The sequence below is a fragment of the Halocynthiibacter namhaensis genome (assembly GCF_000812685.1).
Classification (GTDB): Bacteria; Pseudomonadota; Alphaproteobacteria; order Rhodobacterales; family Rhodobacteraceae; genus Halocynthiibacter; species Halocynthiibacter namhaensis.
On sequence record NZ_JWIF01000014.1, the window covers coordinates 1 to 16319 of the forward strand.

At 54.0% G+C, this 16319-nt stretch carries 21 protein-coding genes; 19 read left to right on the plus strand and 2 right to left on the minus strand.

What is annotated here, in order from left to right; translation table 11 throughout:
- Window positions 1-215: transposase (locus RJ38_RS02320; RefSeq protein WP_039017318.1), on the minus strand; the 215-nt coding region annotated here is incomplete at its 3' end.
- Here RJ38_RS02320 and RJ38_RS02325 point away from each other — a divergent pair.
- From RJ38_RS02325 to RJ38_RS02410, 18 genes are all read left to right on the plus strand, one after another.
- On the plus strand, window positions 214-1002 hold the full coding sequence (locus RJ38_RS02325; protein WP_052245138.1) for a ParB/RepB/Spo0J family partition protein: 789 nt from the start codon (window positions 214-216) through the stop codon (window positions 1000-1002). The two genes, RJ38_RS02320 and RJ38_RS02325, sit on opposite strands and share 2 nt — an antisense overlap.
- Before the next feature lie 2 nt (window positions 1003-1004).
- Window positions 1005-3149: a transposase domain-containing protein gene (locus RJ38_RS02330; protein ID WP_039017319.1), complete on the plus strand. Its 2145-nt coding sequence runs from the start codon at window positions 1005-1007 to the stop codon at window positions 3147-3149.
- A gap of 69 nt (window positions 3150-3218) precedes the next feature.
- Window positions 3219-3962 carry an AAA family ATPase gene (locus RJ38_RS02335; RefSeq protein WP_039017320.1) on the plus strand — a complete coding sequence of 248 codons (744 nt, stop codon included), beginning with the start codon at window positions 3219-3221 and terminating at the stop codon, window positions 3960-3962.
- Window positions 3959-4555, plus strand: a complete 597-nt coding sequence (locus tag RJ38_RS02340) for a hypothetical protein (RefSeq protein ID WP_039017321.1) — start codon at window positions 3959-3961, stop codon at window positions 4553-4555. The genes RJ38_RS02335 and RJ38_RS02340 overlap by 4 nt, the downstream gene beginning before the upstream one ends.
- The gene (locus RJ38_RS02345; RefSeq protein WP_039017322.1) at window positions 4552-4923 is read left to right on the plus strand and encodes a hypothetical protein; all 372 of its coding nucleotides are present in this window, start codon (window positions 4552-4554) and stop codon (window positions 4921-4923) included. Before RJ38_RS02340 ends, RJ38_RS02345 begins: the two co-directional genes overlap by 4 nt.
- The gene (locus RJ38_RS02350) at window positions 4920-5246 is read left to right on the plus strand and encodes a hypothetical protein (protein WP_039017323.1); all 327 of its coding nucleotides are present in this window, start codon (window positions 4920-4922) and stop codon (window positions 5244-5246) included. Before RJ38_RS02345 ends, RJ38_RS02350 begins: the two co-directional genes overlap by 4 nt.
- Window positions 5239-5892, plus strand: coding sequence for a DUF3164 family protein (locus RJ38_RS02355; RefSeq protein ID WP_202903857.1), 654 nt, complete (start codon window positions 5239-5241; stop codon window positions 5890-5892). Before RJ38_RS02350 ends, RJ38_RS02355 begins: the two co-directional genes overlap by 8 nt.
- Window positions 5893-5894: 2 nt before the next feature.
- Window positions 5895-6335 (plus strand): regulatory protein GemA, encoded by a 441-nt coding sequence (locus RJ38_RS02360; RefSeq protein ID WP_039017324.1) that lies wholly within the window; start codon window positions 5895-5897, stop codon window positions 6333-6335.
- A complete protein-coding gene (locus RJ38_RS02365) occupies window positions 6332-6673 on the plus strand; it encodes a dATP/dGTP pyrophosphohydrolase domain-containing protein (protein WP_052245139.1) in 342 nt (113 codons plus the stop codon). The genes RJ38_RS02360 and RJ38_RS02365 overlap by 4 nt, the downstream gene beginning before the upstream one ends.
- 2 nt (window positions 6674-6675) lie before the next feature.
- A complete protein-coding gene (locus RJ38_RS02370; RefSeq protein ID WP_039017325.1) occupies window positions 6676-7062 on the plus strand; it encodes a hypothetical protein in 387 nt (128 codons plus the stop codon).
- A 101-nt stretch (window positions 7063-7163) separates the two neighbouring features.
- Window positions 7164-8039: an N-acetylmuramoyl-L-alanine amidase gene (locus RJ38_RS02375; protein WP_039017326.1), complete on the plus strand. Its 876-nt coding sequence runs from the start codon at window positions 7164-7166 to the stop codon at window positions 8037-8039.
- Window positions 8036-8563 carry a hypothetical protein gene (locus RJ38_RS02380; RefSeq protein ID WP_039017327.1) on the plus strand — a complete coding sequence of 176 codons (528 nt, stop codon included), beginning with the start codon at window positions 8036-8038 and terminating at the stop codon, window positions 8561-8563. Before RJ38_RS02375 ends, RJ38_RS02380 begins: the two co-directional genes overlap by 4 nt.
- Complete coding sequence (locus RJ38_RS02385; protein ID WP_052245140.1) at window positions 8560-8907, plus strand: DUF2730 family protein; 348 nt, start codon at window positions 8560-8562, stop codon at window positions 8905-8907. Before RJ38_RS02380 ends, RJ38_RS02385 begins: the two co-directional genes overlap by 4 nt.
- Window positions 8904-9203, plus strand: coding sequence for a VpaChn25_0724 family phage protein (locus RJ38_RS02390; protein ID WP_039017328.1), 300 nt, complete (start codon window positions 8904-8906; stop codon window positions 9201-9203). The genes RJ38_RS02385 and RJ38_RS02390 overlap by 4 nt, the downstream gene beginning before the upstream one ends.
- 2 nt (window positions 9204-9205) lie before the next feature.
- Window positions 9206-9742, plus strand: coding sequence for a phage protein Gp27 family protein (locus RJ38_RS02395; protein ID WP_039017329.1), 537 nt, complete (start codon window positions 9206-9208; stop codon window positions 9740-9742).
- Window positions 9743-9761: 19 nt separating this feature from the next.
- Window positions 9762-11207 (plus strand): phage terminase large subunit family protein, encoded by a 1446-nt coding sequence (locus tag RJ38_RS02400; protein ID WP_039017330.1) that lies wholly within the window; start codon window positions 9762-9764, stop codon window positions 11205-11207.
- On the plus strand, window positions 11207-12694 hold the full coding sequence (locus RJ38_RS02405; RefSeq protein ID WP_052245141.1) for a DUF935 domain-containing protein: 1488 nt from the start codon (window positions 11207-11209) through the stop codon (window positions 12692-12694). Before RJ38_RS02400 ends, RJ38_RS02405 begins: the two co-directional genes overlap by 1 nt.
- 54 nt (window positions 12695-12748) lie before the next feature.
- Window positions 12749-13891 (plus strand): phage head morphogenesis protein, encoded by a 1143-nt coding sequence (locus RJ38_RS02410; RefSeq protein ID WP_052245142.1) that lies wholly within the window; start codon window positions 12749-12751, stop codon window positions 13889-13891.
- Here RJ38_RS02410 and RJ38_RS17930 read toward each other — a convergent pair whose 3' ends face one another.
- A complete protein-coding gene (locus RJ38_RS17930) occupies window positions 13892-14914 on the minus strand; it encodes a Hint domain-containing protein (RefSeq protein ID WP_156121728.1) in 1023 nt (340 codons plus the stop codon).
- A gap of 437 nt (window positions 14915-15351) precedes the next feature.
- On the opposite strand from RJ38_RS17930, the gene RJ38_RS02420 reads away from it, so the two are divergent.
- The gene (locus RJ38_RS02420; protein ID WP_039017331.1) at window positions 15352-16311 is read left to right on the plus strand and encodes a phage protease; all 960 of its coding nucleotides are present in this window, start codon (window positions 15352-15354) and stop codon (window positions 16309-16311) included.
- The last annotated feature ends 8 nt before the right edge of the window (window positions 16312-16319 follow it).

Sequence of the window (16319 nt, forward strand, 5' to 3'; positions counted from 1 at the left end):
CGCTCTGACAACGTCAGACCCTCCCGATCTCCTGTCTCAATCGATTGTTTATTAACCCAGTCCCGAAGCGTTTCGGGGCTGCATCCTATCTTCTTCGAAATCGATCTGAAGCACTCAGATCGCGTCCGATAATCCGCTTCATTCTCAAGCACCAAGCGCACTGCGCGCGCCCGGACTTCTGTTGAAAAACGGTTTCCTGAATTTCCTTTGATCATGACTTATCTTCCAAGCTTTATGATCTCCGGTAAACCCGGTCTGGTTCAGATCAAAGATCCAATCCATGTGCGCAAGAAACGCAGGGGCGATGTAGAAACGCTGGTCCTGATGGCAGGCGCGCATCGCCTAGAAGCCGCCAAGCGCCTCGGCTGGGACACCATCCCCGCGCGTGTTTGGGCTGATGTGAATGATAACTGGGCATCGCTCATGGAGATTGATGACAACCTAGCAGGCGCTGATCTAAGTGCGCTGGAATTGTCCGTGTTTCTTGCCGAGCGGAAGCGAGTTTACGAGAGGCTGCATCCAGAAACTAAGCGCGGTGGTGACCACAAAAGTGTCATATTCAAAAATCAAACGAACATTATGAGCGTTAGATCTTTTGCAGACAGCGTGGCCGAAAAACGCGAAATATCACCCCAACATATCCGCCGTTTTCTAGTCATCGGGAATGCACTCTCCCCCCACGATATCACCCAACTTTCTTCATCCGAACACCCAGTGAAGATGAAAGACCTGATGGCGCTGGCCAAGATCTCGGCCCCGATTGTGCGTGCCGATGTGGTTGGCAAACTGGCCTCTGGTGAAGTCAAATCTGTTGCCGATGCCCTGACCATTCTTGAACCCAAGAACGCCAAGCTTGCCGCTGATCCAATAGATGAGGCCTATCAGAAACTTCTGACCCTTTGGAAACGTGCGCCAATACCCGCAAAGCGCCGCTTTGTTGACGAATTGGAAACAGAGTTTGCATCGTTTGCAAGCACCAAACCACAGATTAAGGCGGTATAATCATGGCCGCAACGCATCCAGATAAAATTTGGTGGACTACCGCTGAAATCGCAGGTGCGTGCTTGCCAGATATGCCCCGGGTTCGCCAGGCGGTTGAGAAGATGGTTAAACGTCTTGGCTGGCGAGAGCATCCTGATTTCGCACGCAAACGTTCTGGAAAAGGCGGCGGTTGGGAATACTCATGGGAGCTATTTCCAGCACGTGCGCGGCGCAAACTGCTGAGTGACGCGATCACTGTTGAAACGCCAGCGGAACCGGCAACTGACCCTGCCGATCAGCACCGATATTTTGAAGAACTACCCGAGGCCAGCAAAGCCAAAGCCGCAACCCGCCTGCGCACCTTACAAGCCGTGAACGCGATGGAAATCTCAGGCCTCACCCGTTTTCTGGCGGTAGACCAAGTGGCACGGGCGCGGGGCGTCTCAGATCGCACGATCTGGAACTGGTTTAAAATGGTTGTGGGTGTGGATGAGGCAGAGTGGTTGTTCCATCTTGCTCCACGCCACCGCAAAGCAACGTCAACCCAGAAGAAACCCACCTGCAGCCCCGAGTTTTTCGAGCTGTTAAAGGGCGATTATCTACGCCTAGAACGCCCTTCATTCACTTCAAGTTTCCGTCGTTGCGTGAAGATTGCAAAGGCCAAGGGCTGGGCTGCATTGCCCGAGCGCACAGCGCGCCGCCGCCTTGATGAATTGGTGCCACGGGTGACGCAGGTATTCGCCCGCGAAGGCTATATGGGGCTTGCCAAATGCTTCCCACCACAGACGCGGGACCGCACAAGCATGGTCGCGCTTGAGGGTGTGAATGCCGATTGTCACAAGTTTGATGTTTTCGTGCAATGGCCCGGTGAAGCAATACCATCCCGCGCCCAGATTGTGGCTTTCCAAGACCTCTATTCTGGCAAAATCCTAAGCTGGCGCGTCGATCATAACCCCAACAAAGTCGCCGTCATGGCCGCATTTGGCGACCTGATTGAAGACTATGGCATCCCACGCCACTGCCTGTTTGATAACGGGCGCGAATTTGCCAATAAATGGCTGACTGGCGGGGCCAAAACACGCTTTCGCTTTAAGATCCGCGATGATGATCCGCTGGGTGTTCTGACCTTGCTGGGCATTAAGATCCATTGGGCCACGCCTGCCCATGGTCAGGCCAAACCGATTGAGCGCGCCTTTCGTGATTTCGCAGACGATATTGCCAAGGATCCGCGTTTTGCTGGGGCCTATGTTGGCAACCGCCCAGATGCCAAGCCAGAAAATTACGGCAGCAAAGCCATCCCAGTTGAGGATTTTGTGCGTGTGGTTGGCGAAGGTATTGTTGACCATAACGCCCGCCTTGGTCGTCGAACAGATACCACATTGGGGCGCAGCTTTGATGAGACCTTTGCCGCGAGTTACGCCACCGCACCAATCCGCAAAGCTTCAGATGAACAACGTCGCCTTTGGTTGATGGGACAAGAGGTTTTGACCCTGCACAAGACACATGGTCGCCTCAGCATGCTGGGCAATAAATACTGGTCTGACTGGATGAATGAGTTCGCAGGGCAAAAGGTTGTTGCGCGTTTCGATCCCGAGGATCTGCATGCGGGCACCTACCTTTACGGGTTGGATGGCGCGTTCATGGGCTTTGCCGCATGTGAAGAAAAAGTGGGCTTCTTTGATGCGGTTGGCGCGAAAGACCATTCCCGCAAGATCAGCCGGATCAAACGGATGGAACGCAAGCTGCGGGACGAATTGCGCCCAATGCAGGTGGATCAAGTTGCCGCCCATCTGGATGGGTTGGATCGCGGTGATGCGGCCACGGTTGAGGCCAAAGTGGTGCAGCCTGATTTTGGTGGCAAACGCCAAGACACGGCCACACCCATGCGCCCGGCGTTCATTGAGGCCAGCACGCCAGAAGCAGATGCGCAGGTGCTAAGTTTTCAAGCCAAGTTCCAAGCGGAACAGGCTGAACAAGAGGCAAGCCAAGCTGAGGAAACCACCCGCGAACGCTATCTGCGCGCGCTGGAAGTGGCCCGCAGATCTGAGGCTGGTGAGCGTGTGGGTGAGCAAGAAATGCGCTGGCTGCTTGGTTATCAGAAAACCCCTGAATATCGGGGTGAGAAACACATGCATGAGGATTTTGGGGACGAAGCGTTCTTAAAATGAAATGCCGCCGCTCTGGGTACGACCAGAACGACGGCGAATATGGCTTAGAGGGCCAAAAGTGAGGAAAAGATGACACAGGAAAAGCAACTATACAATACCGTTGCCCCACTCAGAAACGTCAGCGCTCTTGTGGTGTTGATTGAGCGGGTCAGAGAGCGCCCCATTGGGCTGCCCGGAATGGCAGCTTTCTATGGCCCCAGCGGCTATGGAAAAACCACGGCGGCGGTCTATGCGGCGAATAAATTCAACGCCTATCAGGTGCAGCTTAAAAGCTGCTGGACGGGTAAAAAACTATGCCAAGCATTGCTTCAAGAAATGGGCATTGAGCCGCGCAAAACGATTGCCGATATGGTGGATCAGATCGCGCAAGAAATGACCTTTTCCAATCGGCCATTGCTGATTGATGAGGCTGATTTTCTGGTGTCTCGCAAGATGATTGAGATTGTGCGCGACATCTATGAAAGCTCTGGCGCGCCAGTCATTCTAATCGGAGAAGAACTGCTGCCGCAAAAGCTGCAGAAATGGGAACGCGTGCATGGCCGCATGATGGATTGGGTTGGTGCATTGCCTGCCAGCCTCAGTGATATTGACCATTTGGCGGGCATTTACTGCCCTGATGTGGCACTTGATCCGGCGTTTAAAGAACATCTTCTGCGGGCGTCTCAGCATTCCATTCGCCGGGTCTGCGTGAACCTTGCGCGGGTTTGCGAGTATGCGGTGACCAATGGTTTGGATGCGATCAATCTTAAGGTCTGGGGCAAGCGTGATTTCTTCGCCTGCGCCGCCCCAGCACCCCGGAGGGAGTTGGCATGAGCCGCAAACCTGTTGATCAGAGAAATAAGGCCAATAAGCCACAAGGCCAAGATGGTGTTTGGCTGGTGATCCGTCGCCTAAAGCAATTCACAGTGACCAACATCACCGACGAAACCGGGATCAATCGCAAGACTGTAACGGATTATGTAAAGCGTCTTGAGGCGGGTAAATATCTTGCCAAACAAGATGACTTTGAAGTCACAAAGAGATTCACTCTCATCCGTGATGGCGGTGTGCATGCCCCACGTCTCAAACTTGATGGCAAGCCCGTTGTGCAAGGCACTGGTAACCTGAATATGTGGCGCACCATTCGCATGGTGAACCAGTTCAACCCGCGCGATCTGGCCCTGCAATCCAGCACGGATGAGGTGGGCGTGACGGAAGCAACAGCCCGTACCTATTGCACGATGCTGTTGAAAGCAGGCTATCTGCGCGTGCTTCAGAAGGCTGTGCCAAACAAGCGTCAAGCGATCTATAAATTGATCCGCAATACAGGCCCACTGCCGCCACAGATCCAGCGTGTAAAACAGGTCTATGATCCCAACATCAAAGAAGTGGTTTATTATCCCCCAGTGGTCGGGGGTGCATTATGAGCGGCCCGATTGTAACCGCCCGCGACGCTTGGGGCGATGATCTGCCCGAATGGGTTCTGCGCCTCGCTGAAGAATGCGCGGGCAGTTCTCAGGTGAAGGTGGCCAAGCGTTTATCGCGTTCAGCGTCGCTGGTTAATCAGGTGCTTAAAGCCAAATATAAGGGTGATTTAAAAGCCGTTGAAGATTGCGTGCGCGGCGTCTTTATGGCGGGCACTTTGACATGTCCTGAGCTTGGCGAAATCCCCACCAATGAATGTCAGGAATGGCGCAAGAAATCCCGCAACTTTGGCAATGCCAACATGCTGCGCGTGCGGATGTTTCGGGCCTGCAATGATTGTGCGCTCAATGAGAAAGGCGGTTGTTCATGACCACATATGAATACGTTGTGAACCTCGCCAAACAGGGCTGCTGCGTTGACGAAATCATCCATGAGTCTGGCGTCAAGCTGAACACTGTGAACCGCTACCTTTCTCGGGCGCGCCAGCAAGGTGTGGTGTTTCCTGATGGATTGAAAGTTTACCGCAAGTCACTGGATTATACGGTGCCAAAATCTGTGCGCGCCATGATCCTTCCCTATGCCAAACGGCGCAAGATGAGCGTGTCTGATCTGGCCGCCAAACTCATCACCACAATCGCGGAAGATGAACTTATCGACGCTGTGCTGGATGATGGGAAACAAACCTATGTCTGATCTTACTCTCTCCCCGATGTCCCAAAAACAGGAACTTAAAATGACCCCCGAAGGATATATGCAAGACGCGCAGGGCGCGCTGATCCCCCTGACGAAAGTAAAGCCGGAACATAAGCTTGAGGATGAGGTGGTGCGCCGCCTGAGTTGCGGGGCCATGTCCCTGCGTGATGCCTTGGCGGCGTTCCGGGAAACGGTCTTGGATGAGGCCTGGGCATTTCGCGATCTGGTGTTGGAAAAATATGAGGCGCGCAAAGGTGGTGCCAAGGGAAACATGACTTTGCGTAGCTATGATGGCACGCTTGAATTGCAGGTTTCTGTGTCTGACAGCCTGTCATTTGGCCCGGAATTAGACGCCGCAAAAGCCCTGATTGATGCCTGCGTTGAGCGCTGGTCTGTTGGCAGCAATGACAACATGCGCGTGTTGATCAATCATGCGTTTCAAGTGAACAAAGCGGGTCGGATTGATACTGGGCGGGTGCTGGGTTTGCGCAAGCTGGATATCACGGATGAAGACTGGAAACGCGCGATGGAGGCGATCTCTGACGCGGTGCGCGTTACCAGTTCTAAAACCTATGTGCGGTTCTATTCTGTCGATCCTGACAGTGGCGATAAAAAGCCCATCCCACTTGATCTGGCGGGGGTGTGATTATGAGCATTCGTTCCTTGCAAAAACTGGTGCATGTCGGTTGTCGTGAACTTGGTCTTGATGCGGATACACGGCGTGATCTGCAATTGGTGACCACGGGCAAATCGTCCATGTCTGATATGTCTGAGGCTGAGTTGAACAAGCTTGTGGGTGAGTTGAAAGTGCGCGGGTTTCGCCCGACTGATCGCAGTGCAAAGCGTCCCGCCTCTGATCGCCCAGATATCCGATTTTGTCATGTTATGTGGCGTCTGTTGCATGAAGCAGGCGTTGCCAAAGTGGCCGGTGCAAAAGGCTTGAATGCCTTTGTGCGGTCCCGGTTTGAGAAGACTTGGGGCCATGTGCCGCTTGATATTGATCACCTGCGCGAACCGGCCCAGATCCGGGCGGTGGTAGAAGCGCTGAAAGATTGGTGCGCCCGCGCTGGCGTGGAGCTTTCAAAATGAAAGATATTTATACAGCGCATGCCGAATGGTCAGAGAAAACTTTCGGTTCAGATCGGGGACCACTTGGCCCCTTAAAGCACTTGATTAAAGAGGCTGAAGAAGCAGCCGAATGTCCTGAAGATCCGCATGAATTTGCTGATTGTATCTTTTTGGTTTTTGATGCGGCCCGGCGCGCTGGTCATGATTATGACGCGCTTGCGCAAGCTATGTTGGAAAAATTGGAAATTCTCAAGCGTCGCCAATATCAGAAGGTTGCCGATGGAGAGCCCAGCTTTCATATCAAGAAAGCAGTCGATGTGCGAGCCGCGTTATCTGATAAAAAAGGTTCAGGTGCCTGAACATGCGTGAGGCGTTCAAACCATATCTGCCGGGTGTTCTGGCGTATATCGCTGAGGAAATCAGCGTGGATGTGGCGGTGCGCCTTGCGGAAACCCGTGGCGGGCGTGAGGTCTATATTCCACATTCGCCAAATGAGGACTGCAAATTGGCCGGGCTTGTTGGCATCACCGCTGCCCGTCAGCTGTCTAACCTGTTGGGCTGCGGCACTTTGCTTGTGCCCTGCGGCAATATCGGCGGCGCAAATGGGCGTCGTGCGCGTATTGAGGAACTTTGGCGGCTTGGCCTGAGCCAGCCCCGGATAGCTGCAGAGGTTGACGTTCATACCCGAACTGTGGAACGGGTGGTGCGCAGCCTTAAAGATGATCGCCAGTCTGATCTCTTTTCATAATCCCTTTTAAATAGCCTTTCAACCATGACCCCGACACCTGTCGGGGCGCTTATTGCATGCAGGTTTTGCGAAGCTCAATCCAAACGGACGGAGCCCCCGCAATGCAATTTAAAAACCAGATATTGGTTGATCATCCCTTTAATGCTGCACGCTGGACCGGGGGAGAAATCACCCCGGAAATCGTCGTTCTGCATGACACGGCCAGCCGCCTTGATACGGGCTCTGCCGCGCGCTTCCTGCGAGACAATGAGGCCAAGGTCTCTGTGCATTTTGTCGTGGAAATTGATGGCACCGTGACGCAACAAGTGCCGATTGATCGCCGCGCCAATCATGCGGGCAAATCCCATTATCACGGGCGCGATCATTGCAATGGGTTTTCCATCGGCATTGAGATCGTAAACCCGGGGCGCATGACGCGTGCAGGATCCAATGCACGCACATGGTTTGGCCAGCTTTTTGATATTGAGGAACATGGCATTCAGGACATCACCACGCCGGAACATGGCGCGGGTCTTTGGATGCCATATCCTGAGCCACAGATTGATGCAGTTCTGGAATTATTGCAGGCGCTGTTTGGCGCAAGTGCTGACCTCAAAGACATTGTGACCCATTGGTATATCTCGCCGGGGCGCAAGATGGACACCAACCCACTATTCCCACTGAGCCATATCAAAGCACGTGTTTTGGGGCGTGATGATCCGGCTGAGGATGCGGCAGATGGACAATCCACCGCCCTCACAGATACCAATCAACTCATTCAAGTGGATGCGCCCGGCGACACGTTGAACCTGCGCCGCTGGCCATCCTTCAATCCCAACACCATCGCCCAGATCCCGGATCAAGCCATCTTGCCAGTCCTGCGCAAAGGCACGTTCAACGGGCGCGATTGGGCGCAAGTTCTTTACGGCGGCCAGACTGGTTGGATTGTCGCCCGCTACGCCGCCGAAATTACATTTGAAACAGGACCAAAGACATGAAGAATTCTGTCATTAAAGACATCATTGCCACCGTCGCCCCGACATTGGCCACGGCCCTTGGTGGCCCTTTGGCGGGTGTTGCCACACGCGCCATTGCTGCAAAAATCCTCGGGAAGGATGACGCCAGCTTTGCCGAGGTTGAGGCGGCCATCACCGGCGCAAGTGGTGCTGATCTCGTGCGGTTGAAAGAACTTGAATATGAGTTCAAAGCCCAGATGGAAGAGGCTGACATTAAGCTTGAAAGCATTGCTGCAGATGATCGCAACAGTGCCCGCCAGCGCCAAGTGCAGATGAAAGATTGGACGCCCTCAGTGCTTGGCCTTGCCATCATCATCGGGTTCTTTGGTGTGCTGGCTTATATCTTTCGCTTTGGCCTGCCCGCTGAGGGCAGTGAGGTGCTTTTGATCATGATGGGCGCGCTTGGCACAATGACCAGCCAGGTGGGAAATTTCTTCTTTGGGTCATCCTCTGGGTCCAAATCTAAGGACGCGGTGATTGCGGATTTGAAAGGGGCGCAAGGGTGAACCTGGATCTCGACACGATTATCAAACTGGCCAGCCTCGGGTTATCACTCGGGGCTGTTGTCTTCACCTTCTTTGCCACGCGCAAGAAAGATGTGGAACACCGCTTTGAGCTGGGCCGCAAGACATTCGCGGATCATGAATTGCGGATCGCAGCGATGGAAACCGCGCAACTCAACATGCCCAAAAACACGGATTTGCACCGGCTGGAATTGACCCTGTCGGAAATCGGTGGCGACATGAAAGCCCTGCGCGCCACCATGCGCGGCATGTCTGAAAGCATGGCCCGCACTGAGGCCATTGTGAACCGCCACGAAACCCATTTACTTGACGGAGGCAAATCATGAGCGCCTATCAAAAGACCGTGGCCAAACATCGCCGCCTTGCCATTCTGCGCCACCTTGAGGGGTGTCAGGAATATACGTCCAACGCCTCAATCCTCGGCGATGTTCTTAAGGGCGTGGGCGTTGCATCTACACGCGACCAGATCGTGACAGAACTGGCATGGCTGCGGGAAAACGGCATGGCCACCTATGATGATGGCGCTGATTTTGTGGTCGTCACGGCCACCATGCGCGGCGTTGAGCTGGCCACAGGGGCCGCACGTCATCCCGACATTCAACGCCCATCCCCGCGAGGCTGATCATGCCACCGGTACGCAAAATTGACCTGCTCCCCCGCGAGCTGCGCCTTTGGCTTCAAGATGAGCTGAAGGAACGCGGCTTTGCGGGCTATGAGGATCTGGCGGAAAGCTTGAATTTCCGCTTGGCTGAGGAAGGGCTTGAGCTGACCATCGGCAAATCTGCCCTGCACAGCTATGGCCAAGAATTCCAGACCTTCGCGAAGATGCAGGAACAGGCCTCAGATGAAATCCGTGGCTTTCTGGAAAAGGCCAGCTTGAAAGATGAGGTCGATGTGACCTCGGCCCTGTTCCAGCAATTGACCACGATTCAATGGCGGCTTCAGATGATGATGGCGACCACGGATGAGTTGCCTGATCCGCGTGGCATGAAAGATCTGACCTCAGCCCTCAATAACCTGATCCGGTCCACGTCTTTGCGCGATGGTATTTTGAAAGCTGAGCGCGCCGCCCAAGTGGAAAAACTGGAAACAGCGGTTGAGGCTGGCGATATCGAGGCGGAAGCCGCGCGCAAAGCCAAAGAAATCATGGGGTTCGGTTGATGCTGAACATGGTGGCGACGTGACCGATCCCGTCATTAAATTCCTGCCATATCAAAAGGCTTGGTTGGAAGATGATACCCGCTTCAAAATCGGCATGTTCACCCGACGTGGCGGCAAAACCTTTGGGGCCAGCGGTGAGATTGTTGAGGATTGCATTGATGCTGAGATTGCCAACACCAAAGCCCGCTGGACGATCTTGTCACGTTCTGAAGCCACGGCGAAAGAGGCGATTGAAGACGCTTTAAAACCCATGGTGAAGGCCTATTACGCGGCCTATTCAACATTGGCGCGCAAGGGTCGCCCAGAGTTCTCGGAAGAGGATTTCCACGTGCCTGCCCATAAACGCGAGGTGACCCAAAATGGTGATACTCATTTTGTTGATGTGGCTGAGGCGACATATAAAGCGCAGGAAGTGCGCTTTCCCGGTGGGTCGCGTGTGACAGCTATTTCAGCCAGCCCGGATGCGGCGCGTGGCTTTGGCGGCAATATGTTGTTTGATGAATTTGCCTTCCACCAAGACAGCCGCAGGATCTGGGGATCTGCCTTTCCGGTGGCGGCGCGTGGTGGTCATAAAATCCGGGTGATCAGCACGCCAAACGGCAAGGGCAATAAGTTCTATGAGCTGATGACCACGGCAGCCAATGGCTGGTCGAAACATCACGTTGATATCTATGAGGCCGTGAAACAGGGCCTTGATGTTGATATTGATGAGCTGCGTTCTGGCATGGCCGATGAGGATGCCTGGTCTCAGGAATTTGAGCTTAAGTGGTTGGACGCGGCATCCTCATGGCTGGATTATGATCTGATCTCAGCTTGTGAGCATCCACTGGCCGGGCACCCTGCGCTCTATCGCAAAGGCCCTTGCTTTGTTGGCGTTGATATCGCGGCGCGCAATGACCTCTTTGTTATCTGGGTGATGGAACTTGTGGGCGATCAGCTTGTGACCCGGGAAGTCATTGCCCGGCGTCGCATTAAATTTGCCGAACAAGATCGCCTGCTGGCCGATGTGTTTCGGCGCTATCATGTTGTGCGTTGCGCGATGGATCAGACGGGCATGGGTGAGAAGCCCGTGGAAGATGCCAAAGCCGCCCATGGCGAAGATCGCGTTGATGGCGTGATCTTTGGATCTGGCAGCAAGTTGGATTTGGCGACGGGTCTCAAGCAAAGCATGCAGGACCGCAAAAGTATGATCCCGGCAGGTGATCCAAATCTGCGCGCCGATCTTCATGCGATCAAATCTATGACTGGCCCCACGGGCATTCGTCGCCTTGTGGCGGATAGTGACACCGATGGCCACGCCGATAGGTTCTGGGCCATGGCGCTGGCCGTTGCCGCATCACAAACCACCTATCAACCCTATGTTTACCGCCCGGTCACGCCTGCGACGCTGCACCGCGTCCAGGAAGATCAGATCCGCCTGTTGAAACTGACTGCAGGATTTAAAACACGCAAAGGAATATGGTGATGGCCGTTCTCAATCAATATGGCCGCGCGTTTAAAAACCCGCTGCGCAAAAACCTTCTGACCCAAAAGGTCGCGGAACCCGGCATCACATCCATTCGTGATGCATGGGCCCCATCGGTGGCCTCGGGCCTGACACCGGCGCGGCTGGCGTCGATCTTGCAGGCAGCGGCTGAAGGTCAATTGCATGACTATCTGGTGCTGGCCGAGGAAATGGAAGAACGCGATCCGCATTATGCCTCTGTGCTTGGGGTGCGCAAACGTAAGGTGTCCAGCGTAGTGCCAACGGTCACGCCTGCTTCAGATGATGCGCGTGATGTAAAGATTGCCGATGATGTGCGCGAACATTTGGCCCAGCACGACGGCTTTGCGGATCTGGTGGAAGATATGCTGGATGCGCTTGGCAAAGGCTTTTCCCAGGTGGAACTTTTATGGGGGCGTAGCAAAGACAAATGGTGGATTGATGAGTTCATCTATCGTGACCCGCGTTTCTTTATGTTTGATCGCGACACTGGGCGCGAGGTTCGGTTGATTGATCAGGAAGACATGGTGGATGGCGTGCCGCTTGCGCCGTTCAAATGGATCAGCCACCAAGCCCGCCTGAAATCAGGCCTTGCTGGTCGCGGTGGTTTAGCGCGTCTCGTGGCCTTTGGCTGGATGTGCAAAAGCTACACCACAAAGGATTGGATCGCCTTTATTGAAACCTACGGTTTGCCACTGCGCCTTGGCCGTTATGGCCCCAGCGCCACGCCTGAAGATGTCGAGATCCTGTTTCGTGCTGTGGCCAATATCGGCACCGATGCGGCGGCGGTGCTGCCGGATAATATGCGCATTGATTTTGAACAGATTGCCAATGGCCCCGGCAATGACATTTTTGAAAAGCTGGCGCGTTGGGCCGATGAGCAAACCTCAAAGGCGGTGCTTGGTCAAACCATGACCTCAGACAGTGGCTCATCGCAGGCGCAGGCCAATGTGCATAATGAGGTGCGCCATGATGTGGCGGCCTCAGATGCGCGGTCTGTTTCGGGCACGTTGAACCGCGATCTTGTGCGTCCCTATGTTGATCTCAATCACGGGGTGCAGGCGCGTTATCCCAAGCTGCGGATCGTGATTGAGGAAGCTGAAGACGTCGACATGATCCTGAAGAATGCGGATCGGTTGATTGGCAAAGGCCTGCGGGTGAAGCAATCAGAACTACGCGCCAAACTTAGGTTCTCGGAGCCGGATGCCGATGATGAGGTGATGGGTGGCGCGCCTGTCAAGAAACCAACACCGGAAACTGAGGTGCAACATCGCAACCAAGCTGATGCGCCCAGCGTGGATATCAATGCTGCCATGGCTGAGCTGGAAGGCGATCTATCTTCGACTTGGGAAGATGTGCTGTCAGGTGTCTTAGATCCTGTGGTGGCGCTTTTGCAGAGTGCCACGGATTATGAGGAAGCGCAGAAAATGCTGACTGAGTCTTCCCGCAAATGGACAACCGCGCCTTGATTGAAAGCCTTGTGAAAGGTGCTGTAAAGGCCCGTGCATTGGGTGATCATCGGGATGACTGAGTTCACAGATAAGCCCGGATATAGTTTTAATCCCGGCCCGCCGCCTGAGGTATCAAAGTTCTTCCGCAACAAAGAATTGCTGCCCGCCTTTAGTTTCCATGATGTGGAACCGGAAGAACATGCGGTGGGCTTTACCGTCGCCAAGGCGATGAATGTGGATGTGTTGGAAAGCATCCAGGGTGCGCTGCAAAAGGCGATTGATGAGGGCATTCCTTATGATCAGTTTGCCCGTGAACTAAAGCCGCGCTTGCGTCGTCTGGGTTGGTGGGGCGTGAAGGATCAGATTGATCCGCTGACCGGCAAGGTTCAAAGCGTGCGGCTTGGATCGCCCCGCCGCCTGAAAACCATTTACCGCGCCAACATGAGATCCGCACGTGCTGCCGGGCAATGGGATCGCATCCAGCGCAGCAAACGTGCTTTGCCGTATCTGGTGTATTTACTGGGGCCAAGTGAGCGGCATCGCCCAACACACCAGGCCAAATCTGGCCTTGTGCTGCAGGTCGATGATCCATTCTGGCAGACGTGGTATCCGCCCAATGGTTGGAATTGCGCCTGTCACGTGCGCCAGATCACGCGCCGTGAGGCGGAAACCCGTGGGATCGGGCAAAGCCCCCGCATTCCAATGCGCGACACATTCAATCCGCGCACGGGTGAGATTAAGCCTGTGCCATCGGGTATTGATCCGGGTTGGGAAAGCAACCCCGGGCTGGTGCGTCAGCGTCATATGGAGCGGTTGCTGGCTGAGAAACTAGATGCGGCCACGCCCGACATTGCCCGTGTTGCCGCCCGTGACATGGCCACAAGCTGGCGCATGCAGCGGTTGCTTGATGGCAGTGCAAAGGGCTCTGTGTCGGTCGCGATGTTGCCCGAGGATCTGGCCCGTGCGATTGGCAGCCGGTCGCGTGTCGTCCAGGTCAGTGATGAGACGCTGGCGGGGATGAAAGAGGCTGGCGATGTGGTGGAGGTTGGTGATCTGGCTGGGATTGCAGATCTTGTGGAAACCGGGCGGGCCGTGGTTGCGGATGACGGCAAGGCGCTGGTTATTGAGGGGAGCGATGTGGGGCTGCGTGGGGTTAAGATTGAGAACGTGGGGGATGATGGGTTGAGGTTGGTGGGATTTGGAGCCTCAAATTGACTACGCTTTGCCTATTTCTGCGAGACATTTACCTTCAAAGGATCTTAGCATTGGTCGTGCGAGAGGAAGGGGGAATGCATTCTGAACGGCCAATTCTGGAAAGAGGAGCAGAATCTCTCTTTGCGTTTCGTAGTCTTGTCCCTGCAAGCTTTGAGAACTGGGAAAGAAGCTCTCACTCGGAGAGTTTTCAGCGTAGATTATCTCATGTTGATCGAACAACAGATGTATGTAGCAAACGCTGTCTTTTGGCTCTTTGAATATGGTGTCACCGTTGACCAGATCCTTTGCAGCTACAAATACCTGCTCTTCGGCAAATAAAAGTTCAGCCCGCCAATCAGAGATTAACATACGATGGTTTGGTGACACATACATTGTTCGCGTGTTACCCAGCGCGCCTTTGCTAATTCGTATAGGCGCAAAATTACCAGTGCCTGCCACCGTACGCGACCCAATCCAGCGTATAGTCTGGAGATTATGATCCATCGTCACGACTTTATCCCCAACGGTCAGAGACTGAATGGGTACATTCCCGAATTCGGTCATGATTAAGGTATCGCGTGTGAAGCAAGTGATTATGTCATCGTAATTCAGACGTGGAAGGACTGTAAGCCGGACAACTGCATATGTTTCGCCCGGGATTAGTACGAAATCAGTTACATAGCCTTGCAATGACGAAAAGGACCCAGAGTTTGCATTATGGAGATCATAGATCGAGCCGACGACATTACCGTTAGAGTCAGTGACACGGAACTGGTTCTCCGGATTGCTTGGAGTATTTGTAAATACAGTTCCATCTACGGTACCCGTCAATAATTGAGATGTAGGTGCTGCAAAGAAATTCCCTGGTGCGCCATCATTAAAGATATTGTTTTGAGAATCCGTATCCTCAAGAGTTACAGAGGTTGCCGCTGCAGTTGCTGAAGCTGTGAAAAAGCCTGTGTTGCTCAGAAATCCAAAGCTGTAATTGCTTTGCGTTATTCCCAGATCAGAAAGGGAGTACATTGAGAAAACACGCGTAGCCACTTTAATCTCCACATTGGTTAAGTGAGCGTAAGTGCCTAATCTTTACCGCACAAACCGTAACTTGCGTTATCCCACTACGTGGAATTATTACAAATTGGCCGCCGATACTGTAATTTTGGTATTTCTATCATAACTGATCTACCTCTCTCTAAGAGGCCTATTGATAATACCTTATTATGGCGACACACGTTTCAAGTTATGTGCAGCCGCATCCAGCCCCCACCTTCGCCGTTAAAAGGTGTTTAAAAGGGTCTGTGGCGCGCTTGCGGAATTTTCCGGGGCGTCGTAGCCTTTTGGCAGGGATCGCGCTCTGTGGCTTATTTCTGAGACCTTAGGTTTCGGCGCGCGATTATTCCTTTTCCCTTACTTTCAGATTATTTCTGACCCCGACACTTGTCGGGGCGCTTTTCCTTGCGCGGGTTTGGCATTGTCGCCACATGGATACTGATCAGACCCCTTTAGAAATCTTAGAGCTGAACTTTGCAGAAGGCGATCTGCCGGAGTGGGTTCAGCTTATTCCGGCAGGCCCGGGCATTCGCGGCATTGATGGCCGTGTTTGGACGATGAATGACGCGGGTGCGGTGGTTGATACCTTCCGCAACCGTGGCATTGATCTGCCAATTGACCTTGAACATGCGACCCAGATTAAGGGCGCGCGTGCGGAAGCGGCACCGGCCATGGGCTGGATCCATGAGATGGAAGCGCGCGCAACCGGTCTCTGGGGCCGCGTCAAATGGAATGAAGATGGCGAAGCGCTGCTGCGTGCGCGTTCTTATCGCTATCTGAGTCCCGTGTTTTCCGCTGCCAAACGCACAGGTTCCGTGTCGCGCATGGTTTCTGCGGGTCTGACCAATAATCCCAACTTAGATCTTGTTGCCCTCAATCGTGACGGCGCTGAAAAGGAGAACACCCTGATGGACAAAGATGTCCTTGAGGCGCTCGGCCTCAATTCCGATGCAACGCCTGCGCAAGCTGTGACTGCGATCACTGCGTTGAAAGCGGCAGAAACCACAGCCATGAACCGGGCGCAGACGCCTGATCCGACATTGTTTGTGCCGCGCGCTGACTTTGAACTGGCTTTAAATCGCGCTTCACAGTTTGAAGCGGCTGAGACTGAGCGCGAAGAACTGGCGATCAATACCGCCCTTGATGATGCGGTGACTGCGGGCAAGATCGCACCGGCCAGCCGTGATTATCATCTGGCGTCTTGTCAGGCTGAAGGCGGGCTTGCGCGTTTCCAAAGCATGATCGCGGCGTCCCCTGTGATCGCGGGTGGCAGCGGCCTTGATGGCAAAAACCCCGACGAAAACAAAACCACAAAATTGACCGGCGATGAGCTGGCCGTCTGCACTGCCTTGGGCATGTCAGAGGCTGATTTCATCGCAGGCAAATCCTAGGAGTAATC

Coding starts and splice junctions, on each gene's coding strand:
- RJ38_RS02420 (WP_039017331.1), top strand. CDS start 15,352: ATGGATACTGATCAGACCCCTTTAGAAATCTTAGAGCTGAACTTTGCA.
- RJ38_RS02330 (WP_039017319.1), top strand. CDS start 1,005: ATGGCCGCAACGCATCCAGATAAAATTTGGTGGACTACCGCTGAAATC.
- RJ38_RS02350 (WP_039017323.1), top strand. CDS start 4,920: ATGACCACATATGAATACGTTGTGAACCTCGCCAAACAGGGCTGCTGC.
- RJ38_RS02380 (WP_039017327.1), top strand. CDS start 8,036: ATGAAGAATTCTGTCATTAAAGACATCATTGCCACCGTCGCCCCGACA.
- RJ38_RS02375 (WP_039017326.1), top strand. CDS start 7,164: ATGCAATTTAAAAACCAGATATTGGTTGATCATCCCTTTAATGCTGCA.
- RJ38_RS02405 (WP_052245141.1), top strand. CDS start 11,207: ATGGCCGTTCTCAATCAATATGGCCGCGCGTTTAAAAACCCGCTGCGC.
- RJ38_RS02410 (WP_052245142.1), top strand. CDS start 12,749: ATGACTGAGTTCACAGATAAGCCCGGATATAGTTTTAATCCCGGCCCG.
- RJ38_RS02345 (WP_039017322.1), top strand. CDS start 4,552: ATGAGCGGCCCGATTGTAACCGCCCGCGACGCTTGGGGCGATGATCTG.
- RJ38_RS02355 (WP_202903857.1), top strand. CDS start 5,239: ATGTCTGATCTTACTCTCTCCCCGATGTCCCAAAAACAGGAACTTAAA.
- RJ38_RS02335 (WP_039017320.1), top strand. CDS start 3,219: ATGACACAGGAAAAGCAACTATACAATACCGTTGCCCCACTCAGAAAC.
- RJ38_RS02365 (WP_052245139.1), top strand. CDS start 6,332: ATGAAAGATATTTATACAGCGCATGCCGAATGGTCAGAGAAAACTTTC.
- RJ38_RS02370 (WP_039017325.1), top strand. CDS start 6,676: ATGCGTGAGGCGTTCAAACCATATCTGCCGGGTGTTCTGGCGTATATC.
- RJ38_RS02325 (WP_052245138.1), top strand. CDS start 214: ATGACTTATCTTCCAAGCTTTATGATCTCCGGTAAACCCGGTCTGGTT.
- RJ38_RS02340 (WP_039017321.1), top strand. CDS start 3,959: ATGAGCCGCAAACCTGTTGATCAGAGAAATAAGGCCAATAAGCCACAA.
- RJ38_RS02360 (WP_039017324.1), top strand. CDS start 5,895: ATGAGCATTCGTTCCTTGCAAAAACTGGTGCATGTCGGTTGTCGTGAA.
- RJ38_RS02390 (WP_039017328.1), top strand. CDS start 8,904: ATGAGCGCCTATCAAAAGACCGTGGCCAAACATCGCCGCCTTGCCATT.
- RJ38_RS02395 (WP_039017329.1), top strand. CDS start 9,206: ATGCCACCGGTACGCAAAATTGACCTGCTCCCCCGCGAGCTGCGCCTT.